General features: G+C 61.7%; 15 protein-coding genes. 7 read left to right on the forward strand and 8 right to left on the reverse strand.

The features are described 5' to 3' along the window. Nucleotides 1–16 precede the first annotated feature (16 nt). From bcp to ATE48_RS01675, 3 genes are all read left to right on the forward strand, one after another. Nucleotides 17–496, forward strand: coding sequence for a thioredoxin-dependent thiol peroxidase (gene bcp, locus ATE48_RS01665; protein ID WP_066767199.1), 480 nt, complete (start codon nucleotides 17–19; stop codon nucleotides 494–496). Nucleotides 497–678: 182 nt separating this feature from the next. Further along, nucleotides 679–1,914, forward strand: a complete 1,236-nt coding sequence (locus ATE48_RS01670) for a peptidoglycan DD-metalloendopeptidase family protein (RefSeq protein ID WP_066767201.1) — start codon at nucleotides 679–681, stop codon at nucleotides 1,912–1,914. 19 nt (nucleotides 1,915–1,933) lie between these two features. After that, on the forward strand, nucleotides 1,934–2,455 hold the full coding sequence (locus ATE48_RS01675) for a bactofilin family protein (protein WP_228126735.1): 522 nt from the start codon (nucleotides 1,934–1,936) through the stop codon (nucleotides 2,453–2,455). Between the two features lie 62 nt (nucleotides 2,456–2,517). Here the strand turns inward: ATE48_RS01675 and ATE48_RS01680 are convergent, their stop codons facing one another. From ATE48_RS01680 to ATE48_RS01695, 4 genes are all read right to left on the reverse strand, one after another. Beyond that, nucleotides 2,518–3,522 carry a DMP19 family protein gene (locus tag ATE48_RS01680; RefSeq protein WP_066767206.1) on the reverse strand — a complete coding sequence of 335 codons (1,005 nt, stop codon included), beginning with the start codon at nucleotides 3,520–3,522 and terminating at the stop codon, nucleotides 2,518–2,520. Between the two features lie 16 nt (nucleotides 3,523–3,538). Next, nucleotides 3,539–4,670, reverse strand: a protein-coding gene (gene prfB / locus ATE48_RS01685) for a peptide chain release factor 2 (RefSeq protein WP_156767550.1) whose coding sequence is annotated in 2 segments (ribosomal slippage) — nucleotides 3,539–4,600 and nucleotides 4,602–4,670 — 1,131 coding nt in all. Because the reading frame shifts where the segments join, the coding sequence is not laid out codon by codon here. A gap of 68 nt (nucleotides 4,671–4,738) precedes the next feature. Next, entirely contained in the window at nucleotides 4,739–7,324 is a 2,586-nt protein-coding gene (locus ATE48_RS01690; protein ID WP_083197109.1) for a penicillin-binding protein 1A, read from the reverse strand. Nucleotides 7,325–7,444: 120 nt separating this feature from the next. Beyond that, on the reverse strand, nucleotides 7,445–8,545 hold the full coding sequence (locus ATE48_RS01695; protein ID WP_228126736.1) for an N-acetylmuramoyl-L-alanine amidase: 1,101 nt from the start codon (nucleotides 8,543–8,545) through the stop codon (nucleotides 7,445–7,447). A gap of 194 nt (nucleotides 8,546–8,739) precedes the next feature. On the opposite strand from ATE48_RS01695, the gene ATE48_RS01700 reads away from it, so the two are divergent. The 4 genes from ATE48_RS01700 (at nucleotide 8,740) to ATE48_RS01715 (ending at nucleotide 15,000) form a co-directional block, all read left to right on the forward strand. After that, the gene (locus tag ATE48_RS01700; RefSeq protein ID WP_066767213.1) at nucleotides 8,740–10,026 is read left to right on the forward strand and encodes a hypothetical protein; all 1,287 of its coding nucleotides are present in this window, start codon (nucleotides 8,740–8,742) and stop codon (nucleotides 10,024–10,026) included. 393 nt (nucleotides 10,027–10,419) lie between these two features. Beyond that, complete coding sequence (locus ATE48_RS01705; protein ID WP_066767215.1) at nucleotides 10,420–12,732, forward strand: Rne/Rng family ribonuclease; 2,313 nt, start codon at nucleotides 10,420–10,422, stop codon at nucleotides 12,730–12,732. 86 nt (nucleotides 12,733–12,818) lie between these two features. After that, a complete protein-coding gene (locus tag ATE48_RS01710; RefSeq protein WP_066767216.1) occupies nucleotides 12,819–14,216 on the forward strand; it encodes a M48 family metalloprotease in 1,398 nt (465 codons plus the stop codon). Between the two features lie 55 nt (nucleotides 14,217–14,271). Then, nucleotides 14,272–15,000: a DsbA family protein gene (locus ATE48_RS01715; RefSeq protein WP_228126737.1), complete on the forward strand. Its 729-nt coding sequence runs from the start codon at nucleotides 14,272–14,274 to the stop codon at nucleotides 14,998–15,000. Here the strand turns inward: ATE48_RS01715 and ATE48_RS01720 are convergent. The 4 genes from ATE48_RS01720 to secD form a co-directional block, all read right to left on the reverse strand. Then, on the reverse strand, nucleotides 14,997–15,743 hold the full coding sequence (locus tag ATE48_RS01720; protein ID WP_066767220.1) for a squalene/phytoene synthase family protein: 747 nt from the start codon (nucleotides 15,741–15,743) through the stop codon (nucleotides 14,997–14,999). The two genes, ATE48_RS01715 and ATE48_RS01720, sit on opposite strands and share 4 nt — an antisense overlap. 69 nt (nucleotides 15,744–15,812) lie before the next feature. Further along, nucleotides 15,813–16,442, reverse strand: a complete 630-nt coding sequence (locus tag ATE48_RS01725) for a urate hydroxylase PuuD (RefSeq protein ID WP_066767221.1) — start codon at nucleotides 16,440–16,442, stop codon at nucleotides 15,813–15,815. Between the two features lie 11 nt (nucleotides 16,443–16,453). After that, nucleotides 16,454–17,488: a protein translocase subunit SecF gene (secF, locus tag ATE48_RS01730; RefSeq protein WP_066767222.1), complete on the reverse strand. Its 1,035-nt coding sequence runs from the start codon at nucleotides 17,486–17,488 to the stop codon at nucleotides 16,454–16,456. A gap of 13 nt (nucleotides 17,489–17,501) precedes the next feature. After that, nucleotides 17,502–19,085: a protein translocase subunit SecD gene (gene secD, locus ATE48_RS01735; RefSeq protein ID WP_066767223.1), complete on the reverse strand. Its 1,584-nt coding sequence runs from the start codon at nucleotides 19,083–19,085 to the stop codon at nucleotides 17,502–17,504. Between the last annotated feature and the right edge of the window lie 2 nt (nucleotides 19,086–19,087).

Genomic DNA, 19,087 nt, shown 5'->3' on the forward strand with positions numbered 1-19,087 from the left:
CTGGAGGTGGCTCCCGATGGCTAAGACGCTCAAACCCGGCGACCCCGCACCCCCTTTTGATCTTCCAACGGCCGGGGGCGGACACGTCAGCTTGGCTAGCCTCAAGGGCAAGCGTGTCATCCTCTACTTCTACCCAAAGGACGACACACCCGGTTGTACCCTGGAAGCCCTAAACTTCACTGAAAAGACGAAGAGTTTCGCAGCCGCCAAGGCGGTCGTGCTTGGCGTTTCGCGCGATAGCGTCGCCAAGCACGATAAATTCGCGGCGAAACATGGGCTCAAGGTGCAATTAGGCGCCGACGAGACCGGTGAGGTCACAGAGGCCTATGGCGTTTGGGGTGAGAAGACCCTCTACGGCCGCAAATTTATGGGGATAGAACGCGCCACTTTTCTCATCGATACGAAGGGAAAGATCGCCCACGTCTGGCGAAAGGTGCGGGTGCCAGGACATGTGGAAGACGTATTGAAAGTGGTTAACGCGATGGACGCGAAATAGCGGCGTAATTTACTGTCTTTAGCAAGATTTGGCGTGCTTTTGGCAGATGAGCGTTAAACAAGCTGAAATTCCTGTAAACGGCAGTGGGTCTCTGTTGCATTTCGGGAGGGTTTCAGGTTGAGATGAACTCTGGCGGGGCAAAACGACAGTTTTGTATTTAGGTTAGTGGGCGGTGGCGGACCATGAGCCAGTTCGGATCGCGGGCACGGTCGTTATTCGATCGAATGTTCCCGGAGCGGCAGATTTATCATCGTAGCGGCGGTACCGTCCGCTACGTGTCTCTTTCACCTGGAAAACAGGCCCTTCTGGCGATGACCGCCGTGGGCTTGGCGGGTTGGTGCGTCTACGCGACCACGAACACCCTGCTCGAAGGTCCTCAAGCGTCAGCTTCGAACGCCGAAGTCGAGCGCGAACGCGCGAAGTACGATCGCTGGCTGAACGAAAGCCGCGCGCAAGCAGCCGCCTCGCAGGCCCTGCTCGAAGAGCGCACGCGCCAATTCGACCGCGCGACCGCTGATTTCGAGAGCCGTCACGAAGTTCTGCGTTCGCTGCTTGAGTACGCCGGCGGCGCTTCGCTTCAAGTCGCCGCGAACCGTCCGATCGAGCGCGACGGCGCGCGCATCATTATGGCCGCTTCGATTGACGAAGCTGAGCCGCGTCAGTCGCGCGCCGTCGCGGCTGAGCCCTATCAAGTCACGACCGTCGGCTTCCGCGCCCGCACCGAAGCGCTCGAAGGCGACCAAGAGCAGACCCTCTCCGAACTTGAGGACAGCGTCGTCGAGCGCAGCGAACAAGTTCGCGGTGTCCTGCGCCTTACCGGCGTATCGATGGCCTCGCTCACGGGTCCAGAAGCAGAGCCCGCCGTCGGCGGTCCGCTCGTTCCGCAAGATTTCGTAGCTTATCTGCGCGACAGCGGTCTGAACCCAGCTTTCGCTGAGCGCGTTGCTCAAGTCGCCGCCCGCGTCACAGAATCGCGCCGCCTCGACGGGATCGCGAATTCGACCCCGCTCGCAGCGCCAGTCGCGGTCGATTACCGCGAAACCTCAGGCTACGGCCAACGCATCGATCCGTTCACGGGCCGCGCTGCGTTCCACTCAGGGCTCGACATGGCCGCGTTCGAACGCGCGCCGGTCGTCGCGACCTCACCAGGCACTGTGGTTTATGCTGGAACTCGTTCCGGATATGGCTACACCGTCGAGATCGACCACGGTCACGGCTTCAAGACCCGTTACGCTCACTTGCGCGACATTCAAGTCGAGCGCGGCGCTCAAGTCGCCATCGGCCAGCGTATCGGATCAATGGGCTCAACTGGTCGTAGCACCGCCACACACTTGCATTATGAGGTGTGGTTCCGCGGCCGGGCGGTTGATCCGGTCAATTTCTTGAGGGCAGGACGGCATGTTCACGAACAAGGGTAATTCTCGTACGGATTCGAACTTGCCTGCTCTTCCTGAACCAACTCAACAGCGTCGCACTGCACCGGCTCGTACTGGCATCGCCTCGATCATCGCCAATGGCGTGAAGATCACGGGCACAATAGATGCTGACGGCGCAGAGCTGCAGGTCGACGGCGAGATTGAAGGCAACGTGCGTGGCGGTTCGCTGACCGTCGGCGACACGGGCATGGTCAAGGGCGACGTCGTTTCCGAAAGCGTGACCGTTCACGGCCGCGTCGAAGGTTCGGTGCGCGCACGCAAGGTCATGCTGGCGCGCAACGCCCACGTCCTCGGCGATATCGTTCACCAGTCCCTCTCGGTTGAGATGGGCGCCGTGTTCGAAGGTCAGTGCCGTTATCTGCAGGATCCGCTGTCGCAGTCAGGCCCCGGCGCCCCTGCCCAGCCGCAAGTGGTTTCACCGCAAGATCGCTCGAACGCGTTCGGTGGCGGCAACTCGGTGTTCGGTGAACCCTCGAACGATGACCGCATGGTCTCGGGCGTGATCGTCACCGGCTCAAACTAATACGTCAGGCAAGACGCTCAAAGGCCCGGCTAACGCCGGGCCTTTTTGCTTGCGAGAGATGCTCAGACGTCGGCCGGGACGATTTCGGCGTATTGCTGTTCGGTGAGCGCCACCGATCCAATCGGCAAGCCACCGCCCTGATCCACGAGCACGCTGAGATAGCGCTTGAAAACCGCTCCTTCGCGATAGAACAACGCGCCGCGCACGCCCTTATCGGTTTCAAGCCGGCAAATGTACCCGCGCACATCGGGGCCATCGGGCCATGCCGTACGCATCGGCGCAAAGCCCAGAATGCGAAAGTTGCTGATCGTCAGCCCCGCCATGTCGCAAAGGGCCTTCGCGGCCCGGAACGGCGGCGAGGCGCGCAGTGTCTCCGCGCGCATGCGATCTGCTTCCATCACCCGCCGCGGAAACAGCGGATTTGACTGCGCAATGCGTTGCAAGTGCGCGGTCATCTCCGCATCAGGCGCGATCTTCACTTTGCGCAGGCTCTTCAGCCAAGTCTTATGACGAGGCGCCAATGGCTCCTTGGCCTCAACGTCGGCAAAGCGTTTGTCCAAATCCTTCAGCGCGGCGTTCGCCGAACGATAGCCGTGCTCTGCTGCAATCTTGCGCGCGACCGGCGGCTTTGAACGCTTCAGCCGCAAGAGCAACGTCAACAATTCCCAATGCGGATCAGCGAGCATGCTCTTGAGACCCGCGCTGGCGCATCGCAACGCCACTTCATCGCCGCCGCGATTTGCGAAGTACTGCGCGTGTCCGCCAACGCTGACCTGGGCAATGTAATCGCGCGCATAGAAACTCCACAAAGCTTCCTGCGCGAACTCACCAGGCAAGAACTGCGCTTGGTTTGTGAGCGCCTCAACCCACGCGTCGGCAGCAGCTACGAGTTGCGCCGGATCACCATGATCCGCCGCGCTCTGGGGCAGCACGATCTCGTCGCACAGCACGCCTTGAAACGTGGTCAAGGGCGAGCCGCCGGTACATTGGACGCGCTGATATTGCACAATCCAAGGAACCGGCTGCTCAATGGCCTCAGCAGGTACTTCCGCAGTTTCGAAACTCATGGGCCCCGCCCAAATGCTAGTCGATGTCCTCGACTTGTTTATCGCCCGCTCCGCTCACACGCGCCGCCAATGACGCGGCCATGAACTGATCCAAATCGCCGTTGAGCACACCTTGCGTATCAGACGTTTCAACACCCGTCCGCAGGTCTTTGACCATCTGATACGGCTGCAAGACGTATGACCGAATCTGCCTACCCCAACCGATTTCGGTCTTGCTGTCTTCCAGTTGCTGCGCCGCCGCTTCGCGCTTCTGCAGCTCCGCCTCATAGAGGCGCGCGCGTAGCATGTCCCAGGCCGCCGCACGGTTCTTGTGCTGTGAACGCTCAGCTTGGCAGGCAACGACGATGCCCGTCGGAATGTGTGTCAAACGCACGGCCGAGTCGGTCTTGTTGATGTGCTGACCGCCTGCACCGGACGCGCGATAGGTATCCGTGCGCACGTCCTTATCCAAAATCTCAACCTCGATCGTGTCGTCGATCTTTGGATAGACCCACACGCTCGCAAACGATGTGTGGCGGCGTGCGTTCGAATCATACGGGCTGATGCGTACGAGACGATGCACGCCAGCCTCGGTCTTTAACCAGCCATATGCGTTCTCGCCATTCACAAGCACAGTGGCGGACTTGATGCCCGCCGTGTCGCCGACTTGCTCCTCAAGCAAATCTGCCTTGAAGCCCCGCGCGCCCGCCCAGCGCAAGTACATGCGCATGAGCATTTCGGTCCAATCCTGACTCTCGGTGCCGCCAGCGCCGGAGTTGAATTCAATATAGGCGTCGTTGCTGTCGGCTTCGCCCGATAGCAGCGCTTCAAGCTCAGCTTTCGCGGCGCGCGCCTGCGCTGCCTTCAACCCGTCTTGGGCCTCGGTGATCAGGCTTTCATCGCCTTCAGCTTCCGCAAGCTCAGCGAGTTCAACGCCATCGCGCAAATCACGTTCAAGCAAGAGAATGGCGTTCATGCCATTCTCCAACTTTGTGCGCTCTCGCATCAGCTTTTGTGCTTTCTCCGGATCGTTCCAAAAATCCGGGCGCTCAGAGAGAGCGGTCAGTTCGTCAAATCGGACTTGGGCGCGATCCCAGTCAAAGACGCCTCCGCAACAAGGCGACGGCGGATTCGATCTGTTCAGCCAACGTGGCGATTTCGGCGCGCATAAGTCTCAAGTCCCTCAGAATCTGAGGAACTTAGATAGGCGAACGAGACGGCGGATAGAAGTGGGAGACTAGTAGAGTCCGCCCAAATCCTCGTCCTGTTGCTGCTGTTGTTGAGGCGCCGTCGCGCGGCCCTCGTTCGGCGTGTCAGTGCCGGATAGCCCAGAGAGCACACGCGGGTCGATCGGATCGCTGCCACCGAAGATGAACGGTGATGAGGTCACGTCACGCGTCGGCTCTGTTCCTGGCCGGAACGCTTCCAAGATCGTTTGCGTGGTCGACGCATTCGGCAGACCGCCCGTCAGATAGTCGACACGCACGAGGCGCGCGCCGGCTGGAATACGAAATGGCGTCGGCGATGAGTTGCGCAGCGCCTCACGCATGAAGTCGCGGAAGATCGGCGCCGAGATACGGCCACCGGTTTCTCCTTCACCCATATCGCGCGGCGTGTCGAAGCCAGCCCACACGCCAACCACCAAATCCGGCGAGAAGCCGATAAACCAGGCGTCCTTGTAATCGTTCGTAGTGCCGGTCTTGCCGCCCAGCGGGAAGCCTAGCGTATTGACGGTCGTCGCGGTGCCGCGTTGCACCACGCCTTCAGCCATCGAGACGATCTGATAGGCGGTGACGGCGTCAAGCACCTGCGCGCGCGTATCAGCCAGGTTCGGCGCGCGTTGCCCCGACCATTCGACGTTACACTGCACACATTCACGCTGATCGCGGCGGAATACCGAGGCGCCGGTGCGATCCTGGATACGGTCGATAAAGATCGGCGAGATTTGGCGTCCACCGTTCACGAACATCCCGTAAGCGGTCGTCATGCGGAGCAGTGTCGTTTCACCGGCGCCAAGCGCCAGAGCAAACACAGCTTGCGTACGATCTCCGTAGACACCGAGACGCCGGCCGTAATCGAGAATGCGTTCGGGGCCCATTTCGTAAGCCACGCGCGCTGTCATTGCGTTGCGCGACATCTCCAAACCGCGACGCAGCGTCGTTGGACCGTAGAATTCTCGCGTGTAGTTTTCCGGCGACCAGTTCGAACCATCGCCTGCTTCGATCGCCAGTGGCGCGTCATCAACGAGCGTGGCTGGCGTCAAACCATAGTCCAGAGCGGCTGCGTAAACGATCGGCTTGAACGAGGAGCCTGGCTGGCGTTGCGCCTGCGTTGCGCGGTTAAGGCCGTTCGCATCATTGAAGGAATAGCCGCCGACCATCGCCAGAACGCGGCCGGTGTGCGGATCCATGGCGACGAGTGCACCCTGAATTTGCGGCACTTGCTTCAAGTTGTAGCGCCCGTTTGCGGCTCGCGTTGCATACACGATCGCGCCGCGACGGAGTGCCCGAGCGCCTTCGCGGCGAGCACCTTGCGCGGCCCATTGGGCGTCATTGTCACCCACACGGCCCGTCTGACCATTCTCATCCGTAAGCGTGATCGCGCCGTTGCCTGTCGCCGTGACCATCGCGCGCAACCAACCAGAGAGCTGGGGTGCTTCGGCGGAGTCCCGCAATTGCGCCTGGACGTCGCCGTCAGCGTCGCCCGTGCTGGTCGGACCGCGCCACTCGTGACGACGATCATACTCCTCAAGACCGCGACGCAGTGACTGCGCGGCCGCCAATTGCAGACGCGTATCGATCGTCGAACGGATCGAGAGACCGCCATCATAGAGCGCATCTTCGCCGTACTGTTCTTGAACCTGACGGCGCACTTCTTCAACGAAGTGAGACGCGGCAATGTACTGATCACCCGCGAGGCGGTTGTGCACTTCGAGGTCCGCGGCGCGCGCTTGCGTGGCCTGCGCCTCGGTGATGTAACCACGCTCCAGCATCCGGCCGATCGCGTAGTTGCGGCGGTCGATTGCGCGTTCGCGATTGCGCGGCAGCTGATAGTTCGCAGGGCCCTTCGGAAGGATTGCGAGATAAGCGGCTTCGGAAACCGTAAGATCGCTGAGCGGCTTGTCGAAATAGTTGAGCGCAGCGGCTGCAACGCCATAAGCGCGGTTGCCCAAATAAATTTGGTTCAAATAGAGTTCGAGAACGCGGTCCTTATCGAGCACGCGTTCGATGCGCTGCGCGACGAGGCCTTCACGCAGTTTCGTCCAGATCGCGCAGAACATGCCACCGATGCCGCCGGAGCATGACGCCGCACGGCCAGTGAGCATGTTGCCCGCGACCTGTTGCGTGATCGTCGAGGCGCCTTGGATGCGGCGCCCTTGAACGATATCGAGCGGAATGCGCAGCACGGCGCGCGCCAAACCCTGATAATCAATGCCCGAGTGCTCGAAGAAGCGCGCGTCTTCAACGGCGACGAACGCGTTCTTCACGTGATCGGGGATTTGTTCGATCGGAACGAACACACGTTGCTCACGTGCGAACTCCGCCACGAGCGCGCCGTCACCGGCGTGCACACGGCTCGTTACAGGCGGCTGGTAATCCTGCAGATCTTCGAGGCTAGGAAGGCCCTGAAGCGCCGCGATCAAGAAGATGATCACTGCGAGAACGCCCGCCGCGACGGCGATACCGAAGCCGATCAGGATTTTGCGCCACGGAATGCCGCCGCCACCGCCGCCGCCACGTGGCTCACGATAGTCGCGACGATCGTAATCGTCGTCGTACTCTTCGTCGTCCCAACCGCGGTCGTATGAACTTGTTCGCGACATTGCGCCCCGCTTCTGCGCGCCAGTGAATGAATCCGCCCGGCCTCGCCCCGTAATGAGGCGCGATTAAGGCCAGGACAGCGTCCGTGACATAGCGGATTTAGCTTAAGATTCGCGCTAAAATTAGTCGGCTGCGGCGTAGACGGCCGGCGGCGCAAAATAGGCGTCGACGGCCTCGGCCATAGCCCCGGCCATGCGCTCGCGAGCGCGCGGGTCGCCCAGGCGGCGCTCGTCCGTGGCGTTGCTCAAAAAGCCGGTTTCAATCAACACCGCCGGAACGTCCGGCGCCAAAAGCACAAACAGCCCCGCATTTCGGTGGGTATTGCGCACAAGGGGTGCGACTTCGCCCAGCTTGGGGATGACAACCTGGGCAAACTGCGCAGACCGGTTCGTCGTTTCGCGCTGGGTGAGATCCACCAGGATGTCCCGTGTGGCGCTGGCGCGCGTATTTCCAAGATCGAGGTCCCAGTTTTGCGAGGCGATCATGCCCTGGGCGCGCATCGCGCCACGGTCTGACAGCGTGTAAACCGATGCGCCCGTCGTCGCCGCATTCGGGCTCGAGTCTGCATGGATGGAAATGAAAAGATCGGCGTGCTGGCCACGCGCGAAATGCACGCGATCTTCCAGCTCCACGAAATTGTCTGCGTCACGCGTGAGCGCCACGCGATAACCGCGCTGCTCCAGCGCATCACGCGCCATCAGCGCGCAGTGGAGAACCACGTCCTTTTCACGCGTGCCGTTGACGCCAATGGCGCCCGGATCGCGGCCACCGTGACCGGCGTCGATAACAATCGTGCGGCGACGTTGATCGCGACCCGCCCGCTGAATCGGCGCCGGCGCGGGCGTGAACGGAGCATTGGCGGCGATATCAAAGCTGATTGCCGCATTGCGACGCCCGCCCAATTCTTGGCGCACGAGGCTCGCCGGCGCTTCAAGATCAAGCACCACGCGCGATGTGCCGTTCGGCTGTTGCGCATAACGATAGCGGCGCACCACACCCGCGCCCGCGCCCTGTCCAGTGGCGCCGCCTGGCATCACCAATTGAGCGTTGGAAATATCGATCACAAACCGCGAGGGGTCGCTCAGAAAGAATGTCCGCGCCTGCGCTGGCCGATCGAGGGCCAGCGTGACCCGGCTGGTGCTCCCGGCCTCTTGAACGATCACGCCACGGATCGACGACGGGACGTCCGCGAATGCGCGGCCGCCCATCGCAACACTGCCCACGGCAGTCGCCCCGAAAAAGGCAAAGGCTCGACGAGTAACGTCCATGAAGATCTGGAAAGTACCAGAGGTGGCTTGCTATCGAGTTGAAAACTTGGGTGAATAGAGCGGTAACTACAGTTTGCGCCCGGTTGGCGCCGCACGCCGACTGTCGCGTCAGCCTTGAGTGAAATTCAACGCCGTGTTCACTCTGCGTCATGCGCGCCTTCATCTTCGCGGCCACGCTCGCCTTCTGCGCCTCGCCCGCGCTCGCACAGGACTATCGGCTGCAGGCCGCCGCCGCGTCAGAGCTGCAGGCCATGTGCGGCGCCGACTCCGGTCAACTCTGGGGCGCAAGTCTTTGCGCGCCCTTGATCGTCGTTGACCAGCAAACGCGCCAGGCTTGGGCGACGCAGCGCGCAGGCGCTTTCACGCTCACGCCCAACGGCGGCTGGGTTGGCGTTTTGCCTGAAGGCGCCCCGATCGCAAACACAACCGTCGACTGGGCGGGAACACGCTGGGTCATGGTTATCGGTCCGTTACCGGAGGACGCGACTTCCCGGCGCGTGCTGGTGGCGCACGAGGCGTGGCACCGCGCGCAATCGTCGATCGGCCTGGCGATGCAGAATGCAAACGCCGCGCACCTTGAAACGGAACGCGGCCGATATCTGATGCGCCTTGAATTGCGCGCGCTTGCGACGGCGATGCTCTCAAATGGACGGGCGCGGCGAAACGCGGCGAAGGATGCGCTGAACTTTCGAATGGCAAGGCTTGCATCGTTCCCGCAAGCGCTTACGAGCGAAGCGAGCTTGGATCGCAACGAGGGACTTGCCTCCTACACAGGCGTGCGCCTGGGCGCAGGTGAACAGGCCCACCTTTTCGCGGCGCGCACACTGGATGACTTCGATCACCACCCAAGCCTCGCGCGGTCTTATGCTTACGCGAGCGGCCCCGCTTACGGCCTGCTGCTGGATGAGTTCGCACCAACTTGGCGAACTTTGCTGGCGACCTGGGCCCCAGCTGACCTACTCGTTAGTCCACTGCGCACCGAACAACTGAACGCACGCCAGTTGCTTCGTCGCGCCGAAAGTTACGGAGGCCCACAAATCCTCATTGAGGAACGCAATCGCGCCGAAACTCAACGTCAGCTCATTGCCGGTTTGCAGACTAGGTTTTCGGGGTCGCGTTTGGAATTGCCGCTTGGCCAAATGCAGTTCGAGTTCGATCCGAACGCTGTGACACCGGTCGAGGGCCTAGGGACGGTCTATCAGACACTGACGCTGAGAGACGTTTGGGGCGAATTCCGAGCCGGCGGCGGCGCTCTTATTTCTCCCGATTTTTCGAGATTGACCGCGTCGCAACCCGGCCAGGACGGGCTCTCGGGGCCCGGCTGGAACCTATCGCTTGCCTCAGGTTACCGCATCAGCGCACCCGATCCGGCGGGCATCGTTCGGCCGGAGCTTATTGCGCCACCGCCAAACGCGGGCCGGCGTTCGGACAATTGATCCTGCGACACCAGCGCTTCCACTCCCTGACAAATCATGCATATGTAGCCACATCGCCGCGTGCGCCGCCGGGACTTATCCCCAGGCCGCCCGGCGCGCTCCCGCCCTGCGGATCGGCGAAATCGGGCCCTGTGGCGCTGCTTTAGCTGCCACGTTCGGACCTAGAGCCCCCGTATCCCAGGCTTGGAGCGTGAGCCGGCGTCTATTCAGACGTCGTCAATTGGAGCCCACTTATGATCCGCACCGCGATCGATCTCAGCGCCGGAGGCCGCCAAGGCCCGGGCCGCGATCGCGCAGGATCACCCACCATGACTTTGCGTCGCCTCGCCGCCCCTGCCCCGGCACATCCCGGAAGACCGGGGGCCCGTGCGCGCGACGCCTACGGAGCCCTTAATGGCCAAGAAAATGTTGATCGACGCCGCGCACCCGGAAGAAACCCGGGTCGCGGTGCTCGACGGAAGCCGCGTTGAAGATTTCGATTTTGAGGTAGCCAGCAGAAAACAACTCAGAGGCAATATCTATCTCGCCAAGGTGACGCGCGTGGAGCCGTCGCTACAGGCTGCCTTTGTGGAGTACGGCGGCAACCGTCACGGCTTCCTCGCCTTCTCTGAAATCCACCCAGACTATTACGCGATCCCGCACGACGATCAGGAAGCGATCAAAGCGGAACTCGCCAAGGCCGAAGAAGAAAGCGAAAACGAAGAAGAAGATGATGAGGCGCGTGATGAACGCCGCCGCCGCATCCTGACGCGCCGCTACAAGATCCAAGAGGTCATCCGCCGTCGCCAGATCATGTTGATCCAGGTGGTCAAGGAAGAGCGCGGCAACAAAGGGGCCGCCCTCACGACCTACCTCTCGCTGGCAGGCCGCTATTGCGTCCTGATGCCGAACACCGGCCGCGGCGGTGGGATCTCGCGCAAAATCACGCAAGCGACCGACCGCAAGCGTTTGAAGAAGATCGCGACCGATCTTGAAGTGCCGCAAGGGCAAGGTCTGATCATCCGCACCGCCGGCGCCAAACGCACCAAAACCGAGATCAAACGAGACTACGAATACCTCTCACGCGCGTGGGAGACGATCCGCGACGAAACCATGAAGTCGGTCGCGCCGGCTCTGATCTACGAAGAAAGCTCGCTCGTTAAGCGCGCGATCCGCGACCTCTACGACAAAGACGTCGATGAAATTCACGTCGATGGCGAGGGCGCGTACAAGGAAGCCAAAGACTTCGTGCGGATGCTCATGCCGAGCCACGCGAAGCGCGTTCATTTGTGGAAAGATTCAACGCCAATCTTCGCCAAGCAAGGCGTCGAAAAGCAGCTTGAATCGATCTACTCGCCGATCGTCCATCTAAAGAGCGGCGGCTACATCGTTATCAACCAAGCCGAAGCGCTCGTCGCCATCGACGTGAACTCCGGCCGCGCAACGCGCGAACGCAATATCGAACAGACCGCGTTCAAGACAAACCTTGAAGCGGCCGACGAAGCGGCTCGCCAGATGCGCCTTCGCGACCTCGCCGGCCTCATCGTGATCGACTTCATCGACATGGAAGAGTCGAAGAACGATCGGGTCGTCGAAAAGCGGATGAAAGACAATCTCCGCTTCGATCGCGCACGCGTTCAGATGGGCAAGATCAGCGGCTTTGGGTTGCTGGAACTCTCGCGCCAGCGTCGTCGCACCGGCGTGCTCGAGGGCACCAGCCACGTCTGTGAACATTGCCAGGGCTCGGGCCGCGTTCGATCGGTCGAAAGCGCCTCGCTTGCTTTGCTGCGTGCACTCGATGAGGCCGCTGCAAAGAAGAAGAACCGTCTGATCGAAGCGCGGACCGCGTCGGATACGGCGATCTACCTTCTCAATGAAAAGCGCGACGCACTCGCGACCATCGAAGAGAACAATCACGTCCGTGTCCGCATCGGCACGTCAGCTGCGATGCACTCCGGCGACTTCGAAATCATCGTCCTCGACGGTGGTTACGAAGAGGACGAAGAAGCCGAGGCCACGCCAGCGCGCGGCCGCAAGCAACAACGCCGCGACGTCGAAATCGAAGCCGAAGAGGCAGACGCCCTGGCCGCCGCCGCCAGCAGCGATGATGAAGTTGAAGACGAGATCGAAGACGGCGCCGAGGACGAAGCGGAAGCAACGCCCCGTGTCGTCGCGGGCGCCGACTCTGACGCCGAAAGCGATGATCGCAAGCGCCGCCGCCGCCGTGGCCGCCGCGGTGGCAAGCGCCGCCGTGAAGGTGAAGACGGTGAAACAGTAGAGACGCGCGGCGAAGATAACAGCGAGACGCCAAAGCCGGCAGCTGCACGTGAAGAACGCGGCGGCCGTAATCGCCGCCGCCGTCGCGGCCGCGGGCGTGGCCGTCGTGTGTATGAGGTCGATGGCGGCGAATGGCTGGATTTCGTCAGCGCCGATCTCAAGCATCTCACGCCCCGCCCTGAGCGTCCTGCCCGCAATGGCGATGCACGACGCGTCGAGACTGCCGCAGGGGTCGGTGAAGACGCGCCAGTGCGTGAGGCCGAGATCATCGTGCATCCCGCGGCCGAGCCGGTCGCTGAAGTCCATCACGAGGCGCCCAGCCCAGTGGTGATGGCGCAAGTAGAACCTGTTGCCGTTGCCGCAACGCCGGACGCACCCGCCTACGAGCCAGACCAAGAGCGCCGTGACAAATTCTTCTCGCGCCTGTCACGTTGGTCGAAGAAGAACTGATGAGGGTTGAGCCGTAAGGCCTTTTTCCCGCCCCAAACCGGCGCTTCAACCGGTTTGGGGGCAGGCATTGGATTCAAGGAGCGGGCATGGCCGCGTCTGTTCTTTCTAGGCTTGGCCGCGGCGCGGCCGGCGCCGTTGCAGCGCTCAGCGCGCTCGCCTTGCTGGCGGGGCAAGAAGCTTCCGCTCAGGCGCTAATCCGCGATGCCGAGATCGAGGACACGCTGCGCGTCTATACCAATCCCTTGCTCGACGCCGCGGGACTGCGCCGCGACGACGTCCGCATCATGATCGTCAACGAAGACAACGTGAACGCATTCGTTGCGGGCGGTCAGAACATCTTCGTCAACACCGGCCTCATCATGCGCGCCGAGACACCGAACGAAATCATCGGCGTGCTCGCGCATGAAACGGGTCACATCTCCGGCGGCCACCTTTCGCGCTCACGCGAAGCGATGAACCAATCCATGGGTCCGATGCTGATCTCGATTGGCCTCGGCGTGCTCGCAATCGCTGCCGGTGCGCCCGACGCGGGCGCCGCGCTCATCGCCGGATCGCAGGGCTTTGCGATGGCGAACTTCGTTCGCTTCACGCAAGTCCAAGAAAGCGCCGCCGACCAAGCGGGCGCGACCTTCCTTGAGCAATCGGGTCAATCAGGCCGGGGCCTGATCTCCTTCTTCGACAGCCAAATCCGCCCGTTTGAATGGCAAACCCGCCGCGCGCCGCCGTGGATGATGACGCACCCATATTCATCGGATCGCGTCGAAGCCTTGCGCCAGCGCGTCGACAGCGGCTCGCATCGAGACGCCGTTGATAGCGACGACAACTTGCGCCGTTTCCGTTTCATGCAAGCAAAATTGATCGGCTTCGTCCGCTCGGAAGGCCAAGTGCTCGCGCGCTATCCGTTGCGCGATACATCTCAGCCAGCCCGATACGCCCGCGCCATCGCCTATTATCGTCAAGCCAAGCTCGATCAGGCTCGCGCAGAACTTGACGTTCTGATCGCCGAAGATCCGCGTAATCCCTACTTCCAGGAGTTGATGGGACAGATCCTGTTCGAGAATGGCCGCGCCGCGGAGTCCATTCCCTATCACCGCCGCTCACTCGAATTCGCACCGAACCAGCCGCTGCTGCAGGTCAACCTAGCGCGGGCGCTCGTTGCCGCAAACGGCCGCGCCGGCACCGAAGAGGCGATCCGTCTGCTGTCCGACGCCGTTCGCCGCGAACCCGACAACGGTTTTGCCTGGCGCGAAATGGCTTCGGCGCGCTTTGAGCGCGGCGAGGAACCTCTGGCCGAACTCGCCTCCGCCGAAGCAAGCTTCACCGTCGGCGACTATGCCAGCGCGCTCAATTTCGCCGAGCGCGCGCGCCGCTCGCTCCCGCGCAACACCGTCGATTATCGCCGCGCCGATGACATAGTGAACTTCGCCGGCAACGAGGTGCGTGAGCGCATGCAACGCACCAGCGGCGGCGGTCGTCGCGGCTGAACTTGCCGGGCCAGCCAAAAGCGGCCATGTCAGCCTACTCAAGCTGGAGCCTGCCGTGATCGCGCGCCTGTTCGTCCTCGCCTGCCTTGCCCTCTTCGCCGCGCCCATCGCGTCAGCGCAGACATTCAACGGTCAGGAACAAGCGGAAATCCGAGCCATTGTGCGCGACTATCTGGTGCGTAATCCGGAGGTGTTGCGTGAAGCGCTCGACGCCCTAGCGGAGCGGAGCTCGGCCGAGCGCTGGCAACAGATCAAAGCCGATCCGCGCGATTTCTCCATCGGCCCAGTTGATGCGCCGGTCACGATCGTAGAGTTCTATGATTACCGCTGCGCCTATTGCCACGCAGCGCTCCAATGGGTGCTCGACGTCTCGCGCACGCGTCGTGATATCCGCATCGTGTTTAAGGAATTGCCGATCCTCAGTGACGCCTCGATGGAGGCGGCGCGGGCGGCGCTCGCTGCGCGTCCACAGGGCCGCTACCTCCAGTTCCACCAGGCTCTGATGAGCCATCCGCTGGATCGCGACATGACAACCTCGGACATCGACGCGATTGCACGCCGCGTCGGCATCGATGTGACGCGCATGCGCCGCGACATGAACAATCCCGAAATCACGGCGATCCTCGAGCAGAACCGCGCTCACGCCATCGACTACAACATCACAGGCACTCCCGGCTTCATCATCAACGGCGAGTTGATACCGGGGTTCAACCAGCCGCTGCTCGAAACGCGCATTCGCGAAGCGGCGCGTGAAGCGCGCGAGCGCCTCACCAGCACGCGCTAAAGCCGCCCAAACGCTGCAGCGGCCACGAGCCGGATCTGACGCGTCAACAGCTGCGGCGCCTCGCGCTTCTTATGAATGGCGTCGAGATAACCGGGCGCAAGCGCGGCATACCCGATGGCGGGAAAGAGCGCGCTATTTAGGGCCGGCTCACTTCGGAGCGCGCGACAGGCCGCCGCCGCGTCTCGAGCGACGCCAGCGGCGTCAGGAGGCAACATATTGCGGCCACGCGCCTTCAAAGCCCCCTCCGCACGCAACAAGCCCACGGCGCCCCAAACCCAGGCGGCCCTGGCGACAAATCCCTCAACGCCATTGTCTCGAAGTGAGCCGCCACAAGCCTCAACGGCCAATCGCATCACACCGCCAGCTGTTGCGTCGACGTAGCGATCAAATGCGGCGCGGGCCTTAAAGGGGTTCGGTTCAAAGTCGCTGCCCCGCGCTTCGATCAGAGCTTCAACGGTCGCAGGCGTGAATGGTGTCTGACGGTTTGCCTCCGCATACGCCGCCAACGCCGGATGCACGCGCGGCAGGTTGCCCTCATGGATTTCCTGCAGCGCACCGCGCCACCATTCCAGGCGGATTGCGCCTAATCCTCGCTCCCGCACCGTGTCGGCCGTACGGGAGATTTCGTAGTTCACGGCGTAGATCGCAATAAGGCGGGTGCGAACCGCGGGCGACGTGAACCGGCTCGCCAACCAGCGATCCTCGTCTACGCGCCGCACCAAGGTGTCGAGTTCCACGTTCACGCACGACTTCTAACGCAAAACGCCCGCGCCATGACAGCGCGGGCGTTTAAACTCTTCGCCTCCGTCCAGTTAGAACAGGGTGCTCGCACCCGTCATGGCGACGAGCATCGGCGCCGAGAGGAAAGTGTTCGTGCGCGAGAACAGCATCGCCGTCTTACCGGCGGCGGCTTTCGCAGCGGCGTCAAGGTTCGGATACTTGTTATCGATGTTGAGGGCCTTTTGCTGGTTCGGCCAGATAATGAACCAGACGTTGAACCACATGATCGTCGCCAGCCACATGCCGATGCCGATCAGGATGTGCTTCGGCACGGCGAACGAAGGATCGTCCGCGAAGCCCAACGTATAGGCCTGCAAAAGATAGCCTTGGTTCCAAGCGAGCAGCAGGCCTGTGATCAGCGTCAGCATCGCGCCCCAGCGAAACCAGTAAAGTGCAACCGGCGCGATCACCTTGGTGACCGCCGGTTTCTGCTCATCCGGAATCTTCGGCATGTTTGGGATTTGCGTGAAGTTGAAATAATAGAGGTGGCCGATCCACATGATGCCAACCAGCACGTGGCCCCAACGCAGAACCGCTTCCCAGAACGCGCCATCGCTGAACGCGTATCCCGCCACGCCCATGGCGAAGTAAATCAAGATCAGCGCCGCGACCGCGAGCGCGGTCCATGCGACGTACTTAAGATTGCTCAAAAACCACGCCATCGGCGCCTCCCCTATTCCGAAGCAGCATTGCCCCGCGCCATCATCCCTGTCGCCGGCTTAGACGGCCGGCCAGGTCGATCACCGAACAGCGGCAGAGCCGGTGCAGCGATGTAGATGGATGAATACGTGGCGATGACGGTTCCGAACAACATACAAATGGCAAACGCCTCCATCGTCGGACCGCCCCAGATATAGAGCGCCGCCGAAGCGAGCAAGACGGTGCCAATGGTCATCAAGGTCCGCGAGAGCGTCTCATTGATCGACAGATCGATCACGTCCGGCGGAGGCATTGTTTTGTATTTGCGAAAATTTTCACGCATTCGGTCGAACACCACGACCGTATCGTTCATGGAATAACCGATGACCGTGAGCAGCGCCGCGATAACAGGCAGCGTGAACTCGATACGAAAGAACGAGAAAATACCGAGCGTCAAAATGGCGTCGTGGAAGAGCGAAAGAACCGCGCCAACGCCGAACTGCAGGTCGAAACGAACCCAAATGTAGCCCATCACCAACAGCATCGCCAAACCAAGCGAAACGAGACTGTTGACAAAGAGCTCACCGGAAACCTTCGGGCCGACCGCCTCGGACGCACCGAACTGAACGCCAGGCACCGCCTCTTCGATTGCGCGACGCGCCGCACGCATGTCTGCGTCACCTTCGGTTTGTTGCGGCGGCAGGCGCACCATGGCGTTATGTGGGTCCGAATAACCTTGAACCTGCACTTCGCCGATATCCAACTGGTGCAACTCTTCACGAAGACGGGCGATATCGATCGGCGCCGATGCGTGGATCTCCATCAGCGTACCGCCGGTGAAGTCGATGCCCAGATTGAATCCGTGCGTCAGCACGCTGCCGAGACGATCGAGCGGCGCACCGGTCGCACGTTCGTAAAGCGCAATCGGGCTCTCCCGATATCCCGCTGAGATCATCGAGCCAAACGACGCCAAAACGAGAACGATCGACGCGAACGAAGCGAAAAAGGCGAAACGCACGAAGCCAAAGTGCGTCTTCTTCGGGATCAATTTGACGAGTGGCCAAACCATTGGTGTGTCTCCGTCAAATTGGAAGCTTTTGGGGCCGCACGAGGCGGAACCAAATCGCGATAAAGAATTGTGTAACGAGCGTTGCGGTGATCACCGACGTGACAACGCCGATCGAGAGCGTCCAAGCAAAGCCTCGAACCGGTCCGTGACCGAACCAGAACAGAATGAGCGCCACGCCAATCTGCGTCACGTGCGAGTCGATGATGGTCACCAACGCACGGGCAAAGCCCGCATCGATAGCCAAGGCCGGACCTCGCCCGTTTGCCTGTTCTTCGCGCATACGCTCGTAGATGAGAACGTTGGCGTCGACGGCCATGCCCATGGTGAGAACCAGACCCGCGATGCCGGGCAAACTCAGCGTCGCGCCCGTAATCGACATGACGCCGATGATCATGGCGATGTTGATCACCAGCGCGAGGCACGCGAGCACGCCGAACATGCCGTAAGCCAGCACCATGAACAGAACGACCGCGATGCCGCCGTAGAGCGTCGCCTTGGTGCCCGCATCAACGGCGTCCTGACCAAGTTCGGCCGTAACCGTACGTTGCTCAATGACTGTCAGCGGCGCCGGCAGCGCGCCCGCACGCAGCATGATCGCAAGATCGTTGGCGCTCTGCGCGGTGAAGTTACCACTGATCTGACCCGAGCCGCCGCAGATCGGTTCATTGATCCGCGGCGCAGTGAGCACCTGGTTGTCGAGCAGAATGGCGAAACGCTGGCCGGTGTTGTCGCGCGTGATGCGACAGAACAGGCGCGTGCCCTCGGAGTCGAGACGGAACGAGAGCACGAACTCGCCGGTTTGCGAATCCGTCGACGGCGTGGCGCTTACGAGGCGCTCGCCTGTGAACCGCGGACGGCGCTCGACCACTTCAGGCTGCGCGCCCATCTCCGGATCAGGCTGCACGAGCATCGTGCCCGGCGGCAGCGCACCGCCCGGCTCGACTTCACGCACCATGTGGAAGGTCATCAAAGCCGTCGTACCGATACGGTCCTTGAGCATCTCCGGATCGGAAACACCCGGCGCCTGGACAACGATACGGTTCTCGCCTTGGCGAACGGGGTTGATTTCGTTCGCGCCAGTGGGGTCGACGCGGCGGCGAATAACTTCAATCGATTGCTGCGCCGCTTGACGGCTCAATTCACGCAGCGAAGCGGGCGTCATGCGCCCTTCAATCGCGCCATCCGCGCCCTCGGTAAAAGCGATAATCTCGTTGCCGTTCGTGGATGAACGCGAAATCGGACGCAGCACTTCAAGCGCGCGGCGCATTTCCGTCGGATCGATCAACCGAACCCGCGCCGCATCCCCAACAACACCTCGGCCGGTGTAGCGGATAGCAGGCTCTGCCTCGCGCAGCGTCGAAGCCATCTGCTCGGCGATGTTATCGAGCTGATTTCGATGCAAGGTCTCAGTATCGACTTCCAGCAGCAGATGCGAACCGCCCTGCAAATCGAGACCGAGGTTGAGCGTCTGGTGCGGCAACCACGTCGGGATGTGTTCACGGACATTCGGCGGCAGCACGTTGGGCATCGCGAACACGAGACCCAAGACGCTGAAAATGATCACGAGGACCACGCGCCAACGCGGTAGCTTGAGCATTG

The organism is Candidatus Viadribacter manganicus (assembly GCF_001679665.1).
GTDB lineage: Bacteria > Pseudomonadota > Alphaproteobacteria > Caulobacterales > Aquidulcibacteraceae > Vitreimonas > Vitreimonas manganica.